General features: G+C 64.5%; 15 protein-coding genes. 9 read left to right on the forward strand and 6 right to left on the reverse strand.

What is annotated here, in order from left to right; all coding sequences use genetic code 11:
• Positions 1–58: 58 nt before the first annotated feature.
• Positions 59–1,555 carry an acetyl-CoA hydrolase/transferase family protein gene (locus tag OPV09_RS21925; protein WP_338679366.1) on the reverse strand — a complete coding sequence of 499 codons (1,497 nt, stop codon included), beginning with the start codon at positions 1,553–1,555 and terminating at the stop codon, positions 59–61.
• Between the two features lie 159 nt (positions 1,556–1,714).
• On the opposite strand from OPV09_RS21925, the gene OPV09_RS21930 reads away from it, so the two are divergent.
• The gene (locus OPV09_RS21930) at positions 1,715–2,608 is read left to right on the forward strand and encodes a LysR substrate-binding domain-containing protein (protein ID WP_083292533.1); all 894 of its coding nucleotides are present in this window, start codon (positions 1,715–1,717) and stop codon (positions 2,606–2,608) included.
• A gap of 51 nt (positions 2,609–2,659) precedes the next feature.
• On the opposite strand, the gene fucP is transcribed toward OPV09_RS21930, so the two are convergent.
• A complete protein-coding gene (gene fucP, locus OPV09_RS21935; RefSeq protein ID WP_070301562.1) occupies positions 2,660–3,961 on the reverse strand; it encodes an L-fucose:H+ symporter permease in 1,302 nt (433 codons plus the stop codon).
• 436 nt (positions 3,962–4,397) lie between these two features.
• Between fucP and OPV09_RS21940 the strand changes: the two genes are divergently transcribed.
• Together OPV09_RS21940 and OPV09_RS21945 are read left to right on the forward strand one after the other, a co-directional pair.
• Positions 4,398–4,631 carry a DUF3563 family protein gene (locus OPV09_RS21940; protein ID WP_080698581.1) on the forward strand — a complete coding sequence of 78 codons (234 nt, stop codon included), beginning with the start codon at positions 4,398–4,400 and terminating at the stop codon, positions 4,629–4,631.
• 109 nt (positions 4,632–4,740) lie between these two features.
• A complete protein-coding gene (locus tag OPV09_RS21945) occupies positions 4,741–5,268 on the forward strand; it encodes an NADPH-dependent FMN reductase (protein WP_338679367.1) in 528 nt (175 codons plus the stop codon).
• 58 nt (positions 5,269–5,326) lie between these two features.
• On the opposite strand, the gene OPV09_RS21950 is transcribed toward OPV09_RS21945, so the two are convergent.
• The 4 genes from OPV09_RS21950 to OPV09_RS21965 form a co-directional block, all read right to left on the reverse strand.
• Complete coding sequence (locus OPV09_RS21950) at positions 5,327–7,033, reverse strand: lactate permease LctP family transporter (protein WP_319992970.1); 1,707 nt, start codon at positions 7,031–7,033, stop codon at positions 5,327–5,329.
• A gap of 93 nt (positions 7,034–7,126) precedes the next feature.
• Complete coding sequence (locus tag OPV09_RS21955; protein WP_338679368.1) at positions 7,127–8,572, reverse strand: LutB/LldF family L-lactate oxidation iron-sulfur protein; 1,446 nt, start codon at positions 8,570–8,572, stop codon at positions 7,127–7,129.
• Positions 8,569–9,285 (reverse strand): LutC/YkgG family protein, encoded by a 717-nt coding sequence (locus tag OPV09_RS21960; RefSeq protein ID WP_338679369.1) that lies wholly within the window; start codon positions 9,283–9,285, stop codon positions 8,569–8,571. The genes OPV09_RS21955 and OPV09_RS21960 overlap by 4 nt, the downstream gene beginning before the upstream one ends.
• Complete coding sequence (locus OPV09_RS21965) at positions 9,282–10,073, reverse strand: (Fe-S)-binding protein (RefSeq protein WP_034752112.1); 792 nt, start codon at positions 10,071–10,073, stop codon at positions 9,282–9,284. Before OPV09_RS21965 ends, OPV09_RS21960 begins: the two co-directional genes overlap by 4 nt.
• A 140-nt stretch (positions 10,074–10,213) precedes the next feature.
• Between OPV09_RS21965 and OPV09_RS21970 the strand changes: the two genes are divergently transcribed.
• The 6 genes from OPV09_RS21970 to OPV09_RS21995 all read left to right on the forward strand — a co-directional run bounded on the left by OPV09_RS21970 (position 10,214) and on the right by OPV09_RS21995 (position 16,481).
• Positions 10,214–10,927 (forward strand): FadR/GntR family transcriptional regulator, encoded by a 714-nt coding sequence (locus OPV09_RS21970; RefSeq protein WP_046685744.1) that lies wholly within the window; start codon positions 10,214–10,216, stop codon positions 10,925–10,927.
• A gap of 81 nt (positions 10,928–11,008) precedes the next feature.
• Positions 11,009–11,422, forward strand: a complete 414-nt coding sequence (locus OPV09_RS21975) for a hypothetical protein (RefSeq protein ID WP_338679370.1) — start codon at positions 11,009–11,011, stop codon at positions 11,420–11,422.
• 240 nt (positions 11,423–11,662) lie between these two features.
• The gene (locus OPV09_RS21980) at positions 11,663–12,454 is read left to right on the forward strand and encodes a TorF family putative porin (protein WP_338679371.1); all 792 of its coding nucleotides are present in this window, start codon (positions 11,663–11,665) and stop codon (positions 12,452–12,454) included.
• A gap of 56 nt (positions 12,455–12,510) precedes the next feature.
• A complete protein-coding gene (locus OPV09_RS21985; RefSeq protein WP_338679372.1) occupies positions 12,511–14,574 on the forward strand; it encodes a methyl-accepting chemotaxis protein in 2,064 nt (687 codons plus the stop codon).
• 141 nt (positions 14,575–14,715) lie between these two features.
• A complete protein-coding gene (locus tag OPV09_RS21990; RefSeq protein ID WP_338679373.1) occupies positions 14,716–15,324 on the forward strand; it encodes a hypothetical protein in 609 nt (202 codons plus the stop codon).
• Positions 15,325–15,452: 128 nt separating this feature from the next.
• Complete coding sequence (locus OPV09_RS21995) at positions 15,453–16,481, forward strand: acyl-CoA dehydrogenase (protein WP_338679374.1); 1,029 nt, start codon at positions 15,453–15,455, stop codon at positions 16,479–16,481.
• Positions 16,482–16,536: the final 55 nt, after the last annotated feature.

The following is a 16,536-nucleotide window of genomic DNA, read 5'->3' on the forward strand; positions in this document are numbered from 1 at the left end:
AAAGTAAAAAGGCAGCGCGGTGCCGCACCGCCCTGCCCTGTCTTGATGCTGGCGAAGCTTACTGCGCTGCCAGCATGCTCTGCGTTTCCTGGTAGCGCACATGCCACGACAGCGCCTCTTGCAGGATGTGTGGCGTGTGGCCGCCGCGCTGGCATGCCGCGTCATAATAGGCACGCAGCTGCGCGCGGTAATCGGGATGTGTGCAGCGCTCGATGATCAACGGTGCCCTTTCACGCGGCGCCAGGCCGCGCAAGTCCGCAAAACCCCACTCCGTCACCAGCACGTCGACGTCATGCTCCGTATGGTCCACATGCGAGACCATCGGCACGACGCTGGAAATGCGTCCGCCCTTGGCCGCCGATTTCGACACGAACATCGACACTTGCCCATTGCGCGCAAAGTCGCCCGAGCCGCCGATGCCGTTCATCATGTGCGTGCCGCACACGTGCGTGGAATTGACGTTGCCGTAGATATCGAACTCGAGCGCCGTGTTCAGCGCGATGATGCCCAGGCGGCGCACGATCTCGGGATGGTTGCTGATCTCTTGCGGGCGCAGCACGATCTTCGAGCGGTAATGGTCGATATTGTCCATCAGCTTTTGGTGCACGGCGGCCGACAGGGTGATCGACGAGGCCGAGGCAAACGCCAGCTGGCCCGAATCGAGCAGCTCGATGGCGCTGTCCTGCAGCACTTCCGAATACATCGTCATGTTGCGGAAAGGCGAGCCGATCAGGCCATGCAGCACGGCGTTGGCGATGGTGCCGATGCCCGCCTGCAGCGGCAGCAATTCCGGCCCCATGCGCCCGGCCGCCACTTCGCCCTGCAGGAAGGCGATCACGTGGCCGGCGATCGCCTGCGTTTCCGCATCGGGCGGCAAGGCGTTCGACGGGCTGTCGGGGCTGTCCGTGATGACGATGGCGGCAATGCGGGCCGGGTCGATGGCGATGGCCGTGCTGCCCAGGCGCTGGTCCACGCGCGTGAGGGGAATCGGCTCGCGGCCCGGCAAGGTGTGCGGTATATAGATGTCGTGCAAGCCTTCCAGCGCCAGCGGCGTAGACAGGTTGATCTCGATGATCACTTGCGTGGCTTGCTGGGCAAAGGCGGCGGAGTTACCCACCGACATGGTCGGAATGATGGCGCCGGCCGCCGTGATGGCCGTGGCTTCGATGACGGCGATATCGACGGCGGCCAGGTTGCCGGAGCGCAACTGCTCGGCCGTTTCCGACAGATGCTGGTCGATGAACATGACTTCGCCGTTGTTGATCTTGCCGCGCAAGACCGGGTCGACCTGGAACGGCATGCGGCGCGCCAGCACGCCCGCCTCGGCCATCAAGCCGTCGCTGCCATTGCCCAGCGAAGCGCCCGTGATCAGGGTCAGGCTTAATGGATCTTGCAGGGCGCGCTCGGCCAGCGCGCGCGGCAGGGCTTTGGCGTCGCCGGCACGGGTAAAACCGCTCATGCCGACACGCATTCCGTTGTGGAACAATTTGGCTGCCTCATCGGCGCTCATGATTTTGCCGAGCAAGCCTGGGTGGCGGATACGGTCCTCGTACATCTGATGCTCCTGATCTTCTTACTATTCTCAAACTGGATGGCTGTCATACACCAGCCCCATAAGTGGAATCAGTATAAAATCGCGGTCACATGCATGGCATGAATTAATTTCGCCACATCCAGTCGATATTTTCATGCCTTGCCAATGCCGAGCACCCTCGTGGATATCCGTTCCCTGCGCTATTTCGTCGAAACCGTGCGTCTGTCGAGCTTTACGCAGGCGGCCGAATCGCTGCATCTGACCCAGTCGACCATCAGCAAGATGGTGCGCCAGCTGGAAGATGAAGTGGGCGCCCAGCTGCTGGTGCGCGACGGGCGCAAGCTGACCCTGACGGACACGGGCCGCATCGTCTACCAGCATGGCCAGGAAATGCTGGCGAACATGCGCCAGCTGACCCTGGAAGTGCGCGACACCCAGGCCTTGCAGCGCGGCAGCCTGACGGTCGGTATCCCGCCCATGATCAATGTGCTGTTCACACCTGTATTAAAGGCCTTCCGTGCGCGTCACCCGCACATCAGCCTGACGCTGCAGGAAGACACGGGCCAGCAGATCGAACGCCAGGTGGCGGCCGGCGAGCTGGAAATCGGCATGACGGTGCTGCCGGCCGACCCGGAACTCGATCTCGTGGCCGTGGAAGTGGCCAACTATCCGATCTGGGCCCTGGCCGAGCCGGGCACGTTCCAGAAAAACCGCACGACCCTGCCCTTCAAGGCGCTGGCCGATTTGCCGCTGGTGCTGTTAAAGGATGATTTCGCCCTCACGCGCAGCCTGCGCCAGCATTTCGCGCAAGCGGGCTTCGCGCCGACCATCGCGGCCCAGAGCGGGCAATGGGACTGGCTGGTGGCGATGGCCTCGGCGGGCCTGGGCGTGGCCCTGCTGCCCGAGCCGTTCATCCACCGCCTGGCTGGCGAACCGCTGGAGGCCGTGCGCATCGTCGAGCCGGAGGTGGCGTGGCAGGTGGCGCATATCTGGAGCGGGCGCTATCTGTCGCACGCGGCGCGCGCCTGGCTCGAGGTATGCCAGGACGTGCTGGGCACGCCGTTCGCGCATTGACGTAAAAAAGGGTGGCCGAGGCCACCCTTTTGCTTGATCACGCCACCTTGCTTACTTGGCGCTGTCGTTGTACATGCTGGCGTACTTCCAGCCGAAGTACAGAATGAAGGTGTAGCACAGGGCCGGCACGAGGAAGGACAGTTGCAGGTTGATGTGGTCGGCCAGGAAGCCCTGGATGAACGGCACGATGGCGCCGCCGACGATAGCCATGCAGAGGATGCCCGAACCTTGTCCCGTTTGCGCGCCCAGCTTGTTCAGGGCCATGCTGAAGATGGTCGGGAACATGATGGAGTTGAACAGGCCGACGGCGATCAAGGCCCACATGGCTGTGTGACCGCTGGAGAACACGGCAACGAGGATCAGCGCGATGACGACGGCGGCGTTGAAGGCCAGGGTCTTGCCCGGGCTGACATAGCGCATCACGGCGAAGCCGACGAAGCGGCCCAGCATGGCGCCACCCCAGTAATAGCTGACGAAATAGGCGGCATCGGCGTGGCTGAGGCCAGCGATATGGCTCTCGCCCAGGAAGTTGATCAGGAAGCTGCCGATGCTGACTTCACCGCCCACGTACAGGAAGATGGCCAGCGCGCCCAGCACCAGGTGGCGGTGCGACCAGATCGAGACCTTGTGGCCATCGTGCGCCAGGGCGGCGGCATCGTCGGCATGCGAAATCTTCGGCAATTTTGCCAGCGCGAACAGCACGGCCAGGATTACCAGAGTAGCGGCCAGCACCAGGTACGGGCCTTGCACGGAGGCCGCTTCCTTGGCGCGGTAAGCCAGTTGCTCGGCCGCCGGCAGCAGGTCGAACTGCTGCACCGTCAGCACGGTGCCCGACAAGATCAGCATGCCGCCCAGCGCAGGCGCCACCGTGGTGCCCAGCGCGTTGAACGCTTGCGTCAGGGTCAAACGGCTCGACGCCGTCTGCGGGTCGCCCAGTTCCGTCACGTACGGGTTGGCCGCCACCTGCAGCACGGTGATGCCGGCCGCCAGGATGAAGAAGGACAACAGGAACAGCGCATAGCTGCCGGTCGACGCCGGGTAGAACATGGCGCAGCCGGCGGCCGCGATCAGCAGGCCGGCGACGACGCCGCGCTGGTAGCCGATCTTCTTGATCAGCATGCCGGCGGGCAGCGAAACGATGGCGTAGGCGCCAAAGAAGCAGAACTGCACCAGCATCGCCTGCACATACGTCAGGGTGTAGATCGAGCGCAGATGGGGAATCAGCACATCATTGAGCGATGTCAGCAGTCCCCACATGAAAAACAGCACCGTGACAATGATCAGGGCGCCTGTATTGTTTTGCGTGCCGGCCTGTGCGGACGGTACGCCCTGGCCTTGCTTTACGTATTCCATACCTTCTCCATTTTTCAATTCCAAGTTGATCTTGCCTGGCATGGAAGCGTTTCCACCCGGGCAGCACCAGGACGCGCAAGCGCCACGCAGATATCAGCGTGGGCCATGACTGCCATCAGCAAAACAGGGGCAGGCATTGCGCTGCTTGCGCGCGGCAGGCGCACGGCCGACCGTTTCTCGCCAAAATGATGTCTTGTAGGCGCGGCACGCCTGCGGGCTGCGTCTGAAAACAACATTCAGGACAAAACAGTCTTGTAGTAAAACTACGATACTGCGCCCGCATTATGCCTTAAAGCCCCGTATTGCGCAGCTTTCCCGCCTGTTATTCTAAAAATGAATAGCCGACATTTGAAATCAAAATTAGCCTTATAACTTGGAATCGCTATACTTATATTGCAGTGCAGCACAACGCGGCACGCCACATAAGGAGTCTGCCATGTCTACCGCATTTACTTACCACACCACGCAAAACAGCAATATCGTCGCCACCCTGGTCCACGCCGCCAAACGCGTTGGCGCCTGGCTGAACCAAAGCAGCGACCGCCGCGAACGCGCTTACGAAGAAGCGTACCTGGCCGAATCGACCGACCGTTACGATCTGGAATACCGCATGCGCGAACTGGCCCGTGCCAATCCGCAGCCAAGCTGGATGAGCGGTCTGAGCCGTTAATATTGCCGCAGTATTACCGCAGTCCCCAGTCGCTCACCGGCTGTTGCAACATCGATAGCGCCATCCTGCTCGCCTTGCGCTTGAGCACAGGATGGGCTATACAGGCGGGATGCACACGCCCATTACCATTCTCGCCATCGCCGGCAGCCTGCGCGCTGCCTCGCTGAACACCGCCCTGCTGCGCGCCATCGCCGGGCTTGCGCCACCGCCATTCGACATCCGCATCTATTCGGGACTCGGTGAGTTACCGCTGTTCAATCCCGACCTCAATGCCGACAGCCTGCCGGCCGTGACCGGTCTGCGCGACGCCATCCTGGCGACCGACGTGCTGATGCTGGCCAGCCCCGAATACGCGCACGGCGTGAGCGGCCCCATGAAAAACGCGCTGGACTGGATGGTGGGAAATGAATCGTTCATCGACAAGCCGCTGGTGCTGCTGAACGCCTCGCCGCGCGCCACGCATGCGCAGGCGGCCCTGCGCGAAACGGTAGTCACCATGTCGGCGCGCCTGATCGACGACGCCTGCATCAGCTTGCCCCTGCTGGGGTCGGGTCTCGATGCCGAGGGCATCGCTGCGGACCCGGCATTGCGCCGGGCCATCCTCGATATGCTGCAGTGCATCAGGTCATTTCCATGACCGTCTGCACGTTTTACTGTCATTTCATCTAGTTTTACTACGTACTTCTACGGACCGCTCAATGCGGGATCATGCCGGTGAAGACGTAGGCCTGCAGCATGGTGATGATGCCGATGATGACGGCAAACAACAGGCTGTGCTTCAAGGTAAAGCGGAACAGGTCCGATTCCTTGCCCACCAGGCCAGTCGCCGCGCAGGCGACGGCGATCGACTGGGGCGAGATCATCTTCGCCGTCACGCCGCCCGTCGTATTGGCCGCCACCATCAGGGTGTCGGACACGCCGATCTGGTGCGCCGTCGTGTTTTGCAGGGAGCAGAACAAGGCGTTCGACGACGTGTCGGACCCCGTCAGGAAGACGCCCAGCCAGCCCAGGAACGGCGAGAAGAACGGGAAGGCGGCGCCGCTGCCGGCCAGCAGCAGGGCCAGTGTGGACGACATGCCCGAGTAGTTGGCAACGAAGGCAAACGCCAGCACCAGGCCGATCGACAGCACGGGACGGCGCAACTCCACGATCGTTTCCACGAACGCCTTCAGACCATCGCGCGGCTTCATACGCAGCATCAGCATCGACAGCACGGCCGTCAGCAAGATCGCCGTGCCCACGGCCGACAGCAGATCGAGCTTGAACACGGCGTCATACGCCTTCGGCTCGGCCACGATGGGCATGGTCTTCATCACCAGCTTGTCGAGGTAAGGCACGTGGATCTTGATGACCAGGCTGGACAACGCGCCGCCGGCGGCAAACAGTGCCTTGAAGCCGGGCAGGCTCCACACGGTGACGATGGCCGTCAACAGGCCGAACGGCGCCCAGGCGCGCATGGTCTGCGCCATCGTGTAGGGCGAGGCGGCGCGGTTGCCACCGCCGCGCACGGCCGCAGCACCGCCCGCACCGCCAAAGCCGGACAGCGCTGCCGTGCCGCCGCCGACGGCATGCGCCACTTTCGCATTCTTCGGCTGCCACACTTTCAGGAACAGGGTCAGCGACACCAGGCTGACGAGGGCCGAGGTGATGTCCGGCAGTTCAGGGCCGATATGGTTCGACGTGAAATACTGGGTGACGGCAAAGCTCAAACCCGTCACCAGCGCGGCTGGCCACACTTCGCGCACGCCGCGGAATCCATCCATCATGAAGACCAGCCAGAACGGCACCAGCAGCGACAGCAGCGGCAACTGGCGGCCCGCCATGGCGCCGATCAGGAACGGGTCGATGCCCGTCACCTGCCCCGCCACGATGATGGGGATGCCCATGGCGCCGAAGGCCACGGGCGCCGTGTTGGCGATCAGGCACAGGCCCGCCGCATACAGCGGATTGAAGCCCAGGCCAACCAGTAAGGCCGAGGTAATCGCCACGGGCGCGCCGAAGCCGGCCGCCCCTTCCAGAAAAGCGCCGAAGGCAAAGCCGATCAACAGCACCTGCAGGCGCTGGTCGTCCGTGACGGACAGCACGGACGCGCGGATGATGTCGATCTGCCCTGTTTTCACGACGATCTTGTACAGGAAGACGGCCGTGACGATGATCCAGGCGATCGGCCACAAGCCGTACGCAAAACCGTAGCCGGCCGCCGCCAGCGCCTGCGGCACGGGCATGCCATACGCGAAGATGGCGACGGCCAGCGCCAGCGCCAGGGTGACGGCGGCCGCCACATGTCCCTTGATGCGCAGCGCCGCCAGGGCGATGAAGAAGAAAATGATGGGGATGGCTGCCGCCAGCGACGACAGCCACAAGCTGCCGAGCGGTGTATAAAGTTGGGTCCAGGTTTGCATGTCGGGTCTCCTCCGGTGGATGCGGGTTAAGTGAAAAAACGGCTTTTGATGTAATTGTGTGTAGCGTGTTTTTTGCGGTGCTCCGGGAACGGGCTATTCTTCCTGCCCCCGTGCATTGAGCAGGTCGGCCAGGCTGCGCGGCGCCGGCGTCAATGGCTTGCGGTGCTGCGTCCAGCCCAGCTGCGCGCGCGGCGTCAGCATGCGCAGCCGCGTGGCGGCCCAGCGGAACAGCCGGTAGCTGGCGGGGCGCGCGAAGGCGCCGCTCCAGAAGCGCCAGATCAGGCTTTCGCCGCGGCTGAACTTGGCGCCCTGCCCACGCAGCGGATGGCTGACTTCCTCGTTCGGATTGCGGTTGGCTTCCGTGCGCAGGCGCACCAGCAGCTGTGGAATCGGAATGCGTACGGGACATACTTCGCCGCAGGCGCCGCACAGGCTCGATGCGGTGGCCAGATCCGCCGTCGCAGCTAGTCCCAGCAAATGCGGCGAGATGATCTTGCCGATCGGCCCCGGATACGTGGTGCCGTAGGCGTGGCCGCCGATGCGCGTGTAGACGGGACAGTGGTTCATGCAGGCGCCGCAGCGTATGCATTGCAGGGTGGCGCGCAGCTGCTCGTCGGCGTAGGCCTGGCTGCGGCCGTTGTCGAGCAAGACCAGGTGCACTTCGCGCGGCCCATCTTTTTCACCGGCGCGGCGCGGGCCGGAAATCAGGTTGAAATACGTGGTGATGGCCTGGCCCGTGGCCGAGCGCGTCAGGAGGCTGGTCAGTGGCACGATATGTTCGAGCTTGGCCACCACTTTTTCCATGCCCATGATGGCGATGTGCACGTCCGGCACAGACGTCGTCAAGCGGCCATTGCCCTCGTTTTCCACCAGCCACAAGGTGCCCGTGTCGGCCGCCGCGAAGTTCACGCCCGACAGGCCGATATCGGCGTCGACGAAGGCCTGGCGCAGGGCGCGCCGCCCCGTCTGGATCAGGCTGTCGACATCTTCCGTGTAGGGCGCGTCGGGGATATGCTCGGCGAACAGGCCGGCGATGTCGGCCTTCGTCTTGTGAATGGCCGGCATGACGATATGCGACGGCTTTTCGCCGGCCAGCTGCACGATGTACTCGCCCATGTCCGATTCCAGGCACGTCATGCCGCGCGCTTCCAGGTAGTGATTGAGCTCGATTTCCTCGCTGGCCATCGACTTGCCCTTGATGAAGCGCGTCGCCCGGTTCCTTTCGGCGATGGCGTGGATGATGGCATTGGCCTGCTCGCCATCTTCGGCCCAGTGCACCTGCACGCCGGCCGCCGTCAGCTTGTCTTCCAGCTGCACCAGCAAATCGGGCAGGCGCGCCAGCGCGTGCCGACGCACGGCTTCGCCGATATCGCGCAGGCGTTCCAGCTCGTCGCCGTCGGGGAATTGCGTCTTGCGCTTGTCCTGTAAAAAATCCATGGCGCCGCGAAAGCTCTGGCGCAGTTTCGGGTCGTCCAGCGCAGCGCGGGCGCGCGCATGGAAGTCGGCCGGCTTGACGAATTGCAGGGGCTTGGCATTCATGGCTGGCCTCCTTCATGGGCAGATAAATCATCGATGATCAGCACCCACAGCCAGCGCGGACCATGCGCGCCATAGGCCAGCGTCTGCTGGATATCGGACGTTTTCGAGGGACCGGACACCAGCACCAGGTTGGCCGGCATGCCGTCCGCCCAGCGCTCGGCGCGCGCCGCCGCGTGCAAGTCCATGTGCAAGGTGCTCGCAGACACGAGGCAGATATGCAAAGGGGGTGCCAGGGACACCGTGCGCGGCGTGGCCGCATCGGGTGCGATGACGAGCGTGCCCGTGGCAGCGATGCCGGAACGGGCGATGGTGAAACCCGCATCGACGGTGTCGAACAGTTCACTTTTCCACTGCGCCAGCGGACGCGCGAAAGACAGCGTCTCCACCTCGGCCGGCAAGGCGGCGCGCAAGGCCTGCCCTTCGGCGCTGCCGGTATCGAGCAGTAAACGCCGCACGCCGTGTTCGCCGAGGCGCTGCGCCAGCAAGGCGGGCCAGGCCTCGCTACTGATGCAGTAGACCTCCGCATGCGAAGCGCGCAAGGCGGCCTGCATGGCGGCGATCCTGTCCCGTGCCGGCAGCGGCGCGGCGGCGCGGCGCGCCAGGTAGTGCTGGTCGATCGCCGTATCGATGGCGCCCACCGCTTCGGGTGCGGCGGGCGCGGCGGCGCGCAGGCGTCCCAGCATGCGTTCGCGGGCGGTCAGGATCGCGCTCATGCCGCGCCTCCCGTGCGGCGCCACAAAAAGCTGGCCATATGCTCGACGGGTAGCGGCGCGCCCTGGTGCTGCGCGGCGTGGCCGATATTGAGCAGGCAGCCGCAGTCGGCCGAGACGAGCCGGTCGCAGCCTGTGGCGCAGGCCGAGGCGATCTTGTCGCTGACCATGGCGCCGGAAATATCGGGATGCTTCAATGAAAACGTGCCGCCAAAGCCGCAGCATTCCGATTCGCGCTGGTGTTCGATGCGCGTCACGCCGGGCAAGGCGTCGACCAAGGCCATGCCGTGGGTGCGCGTACCCATTTCGCGGCGCGCGCCGCACGAGGTATGCAGCACCACGTTTTCATCGGCCTGCGCGGCGGCGCCCATGCCGGCCAGGTCGAGCTGCAGCACGCAGACGAGAAATTCGCTCAGTTCATACACGCGTTCGGCCAGTTCTATCGCCTTGGGGCCGGCGACGGGGTCGTCCTGGAACAGCTGCGGCCAGTGGTGGCGCATCATGCCGGCGCAGGAACCGGACGGCACGATCACGGGCCACGGCTGCGCAAACAGGTCGAGCTGGGCGCGGGCCACGGCGCGCGCCTGTTCCGGATTGCCGCTGCTGTAGGCGGGCTGGCCGCAGCAGCTCTGGCCGCGCGGATAATGCACGAGCAAGCCTTCCCGCTCCAGCAGGCGTACGGCATCGAGGCCCGCCTGTGGCACGAACAGGTCGACCAGGCAGGTGGCGAACAGGTACACCTGCGGCGGTGGCGATGGATAGTGGCGTGGCTGGCGCGGGTCTGGCTGCATGCGTTGTCTCCCCGGCGCTCTGTGTGTTGCTGCGGCGCCGCTGTGTGTTGTTAAGAATGACCGGTTCACGCATAATTCCAGCTTCCGCAAGCCACTTCAAATTGCTCGGACCACTTTAAAACAACACCGGAAAGACATCGATGGCGACAGGCATGCAAACGCGGGGCAGGGTCGAGATGGTGATGCGCAGGCTGGAAACGGCCCTGCTGGACGGCAGCTTGCCGGCGGGGGCGCAGTTGCCGGCAGAACGCCTGCTGGCGCAGCAATATGCAGTTTCGCGCAACACCGTGCGCGAAGCGGTGCAGCGTCTGGCGGCGCGGGGCCTCGTGCGCAGCCGGCGCGGCGCCGGCGTGTTCGTGACGGATCAATTGCGCACCGGCATGGCTTCGCCGTGGAGTCAGCTGGTGGCCGACCACCCCGCCCTGCGCGACGACATCCTGGAATTTCGCCGCGTGCTGGAAGGGGCGACGGCCTACTTTGCGGCGCAGCGGGCCAGCGGGGACGAGCGCGCGCAGATCATGGCGCTGCTGGCCGAGCTGGAACAGGCGCGCGCCAGCGACGACAAGCACGGCGAGGCGCAGGCCGACGCGCGGCTGCATGAAGTCATCGCCCAGGCGTCGCACAACACCATGTTTTTGCACTTGCACACCAGCATCATCGGCATGCTGCGCGAACACATCACCATCAATGGCACGGGCTTGCGCCAGCAGGACGACGCCACTTCGCTGCACCTGCTGTCGCAGCACCGCACCCTGTGCGTAGCGATCTGCGCCAGCCAGCCCGAGGAAGCGCGCACGGCCATGCAAAGCCACATCGATTTCGTGCGCACGCGCGTCACCAGCGATGACGATTGAGGCCACTGGTAGGACCAGTACCTGCGCACAGCGGACGCAAAAACTGCTACCATCGCGCGCCGCCAACCGATCCATCCTGCCATGACCGTCCTCGCCCACACCCATCCGCTGGTGCTCCAGCTGGAAAACGACTTGCTGCCCCTGTTTCGCGCCGCCCTGCCACCACTCTCAGCCGCCGCGCCACGGGCGCTCGCCTCTGTCTTCGCCTTTTCCAGCGGCACGGCCAGCGCCTTCCAGGATTATCACTTCGGCATTTCCTGCCTGCTCGCAGACGTGCCCGACGATGCGCCGGAAGAAGTAGCCCTGCTGGTCAGCGTCACGGGCCTCGATGCCGGCGCACGGCTCAGCGCCCAGGTCGTTTGGGGCCAGCCATCGGGCCAGGTGGAAATGCAGGCCGAACTGCAGGCAGATGACTTGCCAACCCTGCATGCCGCCCTGCCCGGCTTGCTGGCCGGCTTGCAGCAGGCAGCCAGCCGGGGCGCACCAGCAAGATGACAGGTGCATGAAAAAGTGCCAGGAAACAACAACTTACGCTTTCCTCTACGCAACTTTGTTGACTTCCACTAGCCCCAGCCCCTATCCTTTCAGTTACGTTTGGTGAGAATGTGTGCGTGTTCATGCGAGCATGCAAGCGGCATCGCCTTGCCTCCCAAAAAGTCCATTCCGCATTTTTATTGCAACCATCAGGGCAACGCGCCTGAACGGCCGCTGCCAGCAAATACGGAGCTGACTGCCATGCCATCGCACCACCATTTTCCTGCAACACCATTGCTCGGCTGCCTCCTGCTGCTGGCCGTCCTGCCCGTGCAGGCGCAGACCACGGACAGCCCCGCCGCCACCTTTACCGCCAATGCCAGTCTCACATCGCAATACATCTCGCGCGGCTTTCGCCAGACCTGGGGCAAGCCGGCGCTGCAGGCGGGGGCCGACTATGCGCACCCGAGCGGCTGGTCGCTGGGCACGTGGGCGTCCACCGTCAGCGACCGCTATATCGAGGATGCGACCATCGAATGGGACGTGTACGGCGGCTACAGCGGCACGGTCGGTGAACTCGGCTACAGCGTGCTGGCCTACTATTACAAGTATCCGGGCGCCGTCTACCGCGCCACGGGCGTGAAGTACGACTATGGCGAACTGTCGCTGGGCCTCAGCTACATGATGCTGTACGCCAAGTACAACCGCACGGTCACGCCGGATTTCTTCGGCATCACCAATGCGCGCGGCACGGGCTACCTGGACGTGGGCGCGAATGTCGACCTGGGCAATGCCTGGACCTTGAATCTGCACGCCGGCAATGGCCGGGTGGCGGGCACGGGCAATGCCATGTGGAACTGGCGCGACGCCAAGATCGGTGTCACCCGGACCTTCGACGGCGGCTGGAGCGCCAGCGCCGCCGTCACGCGCGCCTGGGGCGCCACCGATGCCTACGACCATTACACCTTGGGCATCCCGAATGCGGCCGGCCAGTTCGACATGTCGAACCCCGCCGCGACCACCCTGGTCGTGGCCATCAGCAAGACGTTCTAGGCGCGCCCCCGCGACGCCCATGACACCAATACCCCTCCCCATCAAGGAACAGCATCATGCAACTCTCACTGAACAGTAAAATCTGCGTCGCCGCCACCGCGCTCGCCATCCTCAGCCTCGGCGTCACGGCGGCCGTGATCGGCTACAAGAGCAGCGCGAGCGCCGAAGCGGCCGCGCTGGACCTGGCGCGCACATCGGCGCGCGAAGTGGCCGGCGCCTTGCAGGCGCGCATCGCCAGCAACCTGTCCAGCGTGTCCAGCCTGGCCGGCGCCATGCGCGGCACCAAGAGCGCCAGCCTGCCCCTGCAGCGCGAGCAGATCAATGAACTGACCAAGGCGACGTTGACCAGTTCGGAAGACTTGCTGGGCTCGGCCGTGACGTGGGAGCCGAACGCGCTCGACGGCAAGGATGCGGATTTCGCCAACCAGAAGCCGTACTACGACGCCAGCGGCCGCTTCATGCCCTACTGGACGCGGGGCGCCGGCGGCAAGCTGCAAGTCGAACCCATCGTCTTCGACCCGAAACCGGGCGCCAACGACTGGTATGACGTGCCCAAGCGCACAGGCAAGACTTACTTTACGGAACCGTACATCTACCCCGTCGATGGCAAGAATGTACTGATGGCCTCGCTGGTGGCGCCCATCATGATCGATGGCAGCTTCAAGGGCGTGGCCAGCGCCGACTTCATGCTTACGCGCCTGGCGAAAATCCTCGCCGACCTGAAAGTGATCGAGGGCGGCAAGCTGGCCCTGATCTCGAACGGCGGCCTGTACGCGAGCCACCCCGTGCCCGAGCGGCTGGGCAAGAAGGCCGACGACGTGCCGGCCGCCGGCCTGGAAAAGGTGCGCCAGGGCCAGGCGTATGAATACGAGGACGACAACGGTTACATCCATTTGCTGCAGCCGCTGCAGATCCACCCCGATATCGCGCCCTGGAGCGTGGAGCTGAATTTCCCGAAAAGCGTGGCCACGGCCTCGGCGCGCGACCTGATGATCTACACCCTGATCGTCGCCCTGTTGTGCGCGGCGGCCACGGCCGGTATTTTGATTCTCGTCGTCAACCAGCTGACGCGCCCCCTGCGTACCCTGGGTCGCACCATGACGGACCTGTCGAGCGGCGACGCCGACCTGCGCGTCAAGCTGGAAGTCAAGGGTACCGACGAGCTGGCCGTGATCGGCAAGGGTTTCAACGCCTTCGTGGAAAAGATCCACGCCGTGCTGCTGCAAGTGCAGGCCAGTGCCGACAACGTGGCCCGGGCCAGCGCGGAAATTGCGCAAGGCAATAACGACCTGTCGGCCCGCACGGAACAGCAAGCCAGTTCACTGGAAGAAACGGCCGCCTCGGTGGAAGAGCTGACGGGCACGGTCAAGGAAAACGCCGACCATGCGCGCCAGGCGAATCAACTGGCCGCGTCCGCATCCAGCGTGGCGCAAAAGAGCGGTGAAGTGGTCGGCAAGGTTATCGAGACGATGACGTCGATCAATGACTCGTCGAACAAGATCGTCGACATCATTTCCGTTATCGACGGCATCGCCTTCCAGACGAATATCCTGGCCCTGAACGCGGCCGTGGAAGCGGCGCGCGCAGGCGAACAGGGCCGCGGTTTCGCCGTCGTCGCCACGGAAGTGCGCAACCTGGCGCAGCGCTCGGCGGCCGCCGCCAAGGAAATCAAGCTGCTGATCGACGACTCCGTCGGCAAGGTGGCGGCCGGCAGCAAGCTCGTCGACGAAGCGGGCGCCACCATGGAACAGGTGGTCGACAGCGTGCGCAAGGTGACCGCCATCATGGCCGACATCAGCGTCGCCACCACCGAGCAAAGCGACGGCATCGCCCAGGTCAACCAGGCGCTGGCGCAAATGGATGGCGTGACGCAGCAGAACGCGGCCCTGGTCGAGGAAGCGGCAGCCGCCGCCGAAAGCCTGCAAGACCAGGCCAGCCACCTGGCCGAGGTGGTCAGCGTGTTCAAGCTGGGTGCACTGCAGCAAACGACGCCGCAGGCAATGCCGGCGGTGAAAAAATCAGCGCCGCCGCCAGCCAAGCGCCTGAGCGTTGCCAAGCCGGCGCCCGCGGAAAGAGCGCAGGCCAAGGCGCCGGCCGGCGATGATTGGGAAGAGTTTTAAGCCTGTCTTGCCAGGCGGCTGCGAGTGCCCTTGATCTATATCAAGTCACGAATACATTCGGTGAGAATTGCCCCTGATCCATCCTTTTATACTGTTGCCGCGTCTACGGCACGCATGCTTGCCGGAATAAAAGGATGGAGCATGAAAAAATTCGTGGCAATATTCCTGACATCAAGCACGGCACTGCTGGCTGGCTGCGGCGGTGGCGGCAGCAGTGACCCAGGCAATTCCAATGCCGGCTCGACCCTGGCACCCTACGTCGGTACCTGGCAAGCGCCGTGCGACGAACATGAACGCCAGACCATGGTGGTCGCAGCCAAGGCCGATGGCAGCGGCGCGATGGAACTGACCTCCACCATCGAAACCTATCTCAAGACCGGCTGCAGCGGCACCTTGCTGGGCACGGAAACCATGACCGCAAAGATGAGCGCGACACCGGATGGCGTGGCCGACGTTCTCGTCAAACTGACGGAGAACGGGGCAGCGAGCAATGTGCGCATCGACAAGCTGAATCTGTCCATGCCCGCCTATACCTTCAACGTCACGGGACCTGGCGTGCAATACGTGAAGAAAGATGGCAAACAGCAATGGTGCATCGAATATGAAGGCGGCTCCACTTGCCTGCTCGACGAAGGCATGCGCCCGGCGCAAACCATCAAAGGCGGCATTCTCTTGCGCGACAACAAGCTCTACACCTTCTCGCATAACGGTAGCAGTTATGAGCCCGACATGCTGTACGTGAAAAAATAAGCGCGTGACTGGCTGCGGGGCCCACGGCCATGCTGCTTCATGGCCTCGAGCCCGTCAGCGAGGGTAGGTGTAGAATCGAACAGACATTGCAAAAGCAGAAAGCTATCCTGTTAAAAAAGGAGCTTGCCATGTCGACCAACGCTTTCTCCCTGCCGTCCGACGCCGCACTGGCCACCCTCTTGCCGCCGCAGGACAGCGCCCTCCCCTCCATCGACGGCTTGCGACGCCTGCGCGACGCGGGCCTGGACCAGCTGCCCCTGCCCGGCCACGGCGCCACCCTGCGGCGCTGGCAAATGCTGGCCGCCATCGCCGCCATCGACCTGTCCCTGCTCAAGCTGTACGAAAGCCATACGGATGCGCTGGCCATCCTGGCGGAACTCGGCGGCCCCGGCGCGCCGGCTGGCAGCAGTTGGGGCGTCTGGAGCGCGGACATGCCGGACGCGCGCGTGCGCTTGCGGCAGATGGCCGATGGCCGCCATGTGCTCGACGGACGCAAGGCCTGGTGTGCAGGCGCACATGGCCTCAGCCATGCCTTGATCAGCTGCTGGAACGACGCTCACCAGGCTTGCCTGGCCACCGTAGAGCTGTCGCAGCCCGGCGTGCGCGTCACGGACGAAGGCTGGCAAGCCATCGGCATGCGCGCCTGCGCCAGCGTCGACGTGACCTTTTCCGCTGCGCGCGTCTTTCCCGTCGGCGCGCCAGGCGCCTATCTTGAGCGGCCCGGCTACTGGCATGGCAGTGCCGGCATCGCGGCCGCGTGGTATGGCGCCGCCTGCGCCATCGCCAGCCATCTGCATGCACGCGCGCAGCACGCCGCCCCCGATCCCGTGCGCCTGGCGCAATTGGGCCAGATCGACTGCGCCCTGCGCGCGGCCGGCGCTCTGCTGCGCGAAGGCGCGGCGGAAATCGACCGACATTCGCAACGCGATGCGATGGCCCTGGCGCTGCGCCTGCGCCTGGCCGTGGAAGACGCGGCCACCCTGGTGCTGCACCTGGCCACGCGCGCGCTGGGTGCCGGTCCCCTGTGCCGCGATGCCCATTTCGCGCGCCTGGCGGCCGACCTGCCCGTCTTCCTGCGCCAGAGCCATGCGGAACGCGACCAGGCCGTGCTGGGCGGCATCGTCGCCGGCGCGGAAGAACATCCGTGGATGCTGTGACACGCACGGGCAAAAAAATCGCCGGACCGGATGGACTCCGGGCCGGCGATCAGGA

This window comes from Janthinobacterium sp. TB1-E2 (assembly GCF_036885605.1).
Lineage (GTDB): Bacteria > Pseudomonadota > Gammaproteobacteria > Burkholderiales > Burkholderiaceae_D > Janthinobacterium > Janthinobacterium aestuarii.

Bases quoted from the DNA above. Each gene is read 5' to 3' on its own strand.
- OPV09_RS21925 (WP_338679366.1), bottom strand. From the start codon at position 1,555: ATGTACGAGGACCGTATCCGCCACCCAGGCTTGCTCGGCAAAATCATG.
- fucP (WP_070301562.1), bottom strand. From the start codon at position 3,961: ATGGAATACGTAAAGCAAGGCCAGGGCGTACCGTCCGCACAGGCCGGC.
- OPV09_RS21940 (WP_080698581.1), top strand. From the start codon at position 4,398: ATGTCTACCGCATTTACTTACCACACCACGCAAAACAGCAATATCGTC.
- OPV09_RS21945 (WP_338679367.1), top strand. From the start codon at position 4,741: ATGCACACGCCCATTACCATTCTCGCCATCGCCGGCAGCCTGCGCGCT.
- OPV09_RS21950 (WP_319992970.1), bottom strand. From the start codon at position 7,033: ATGCAAACCTGGACCCAACTTTATACACCGCTCGGCAGCTTGTGGCTG.
- OPV09_RS21955 (WP_338679368.1), bottom strand. From the start codon at position 8,572: ATGAATGCCAAGCCCCTGCAATTCGTCAAGCCGGCCGACTTCCATGCG.
- OPV09_RS21960 (WP_338679369.1), bottom strand. From the start codon at position 9,285: ATGAGCGCGATCCTGACCGCCCGCGAACGCATGCTGGGACGCCTGCGC.
- OPV09_RS21965 (WP_034752112.1), bottom strand. From the start codon at position 10,073: ATGCAGCCAGACCCGCGCCAGCCACGCCACTATCCATCGCCACCGCCG.
- OPV09_RS21970 (WP_046685744.1), top strand. From the start codon at position 10,214: ATGGCGACAGGCATGCAAACGCGGGGCAGGGTCGAGATGGTGATGCGC.
- OPV09_RS21975 (WP_338679370.1), top strand. From the start codon at position 11,009: ATGACCGTCCTCGCCCACACCCATCCGCTGGTGCTCCAGCTGGAAAAC.
- OPV09_RS21980 (WP_338679371.1), top strand. From the start codon at position 11,663: ATGCCATCGCACCACCATTTTCCTGCAACACCATTGCTCGGCTGCCTC.
- OPV09_RS21985 (WP_338679372.1), top strand. From the start codon at position 12,511: ATGCAACTCTCACTGAACAGTAAAATCTGCGTCGCCGCCACCGCGCTC.
- OPV09_RS21990 (WP_338679373.1), top strand. From the start codon at position 14,716: ATGAAAAAATTCGTGGCAATATTCCTGACATCAAGCACGGCACTGCTG.
- OPV09_RS21995 (WP_338679374.1), top strand. From the start codon at position 15,453: ATGTCGACCAACGCTTTCTCCCTGCCGTCCGACGCCGCACTGGCCACC.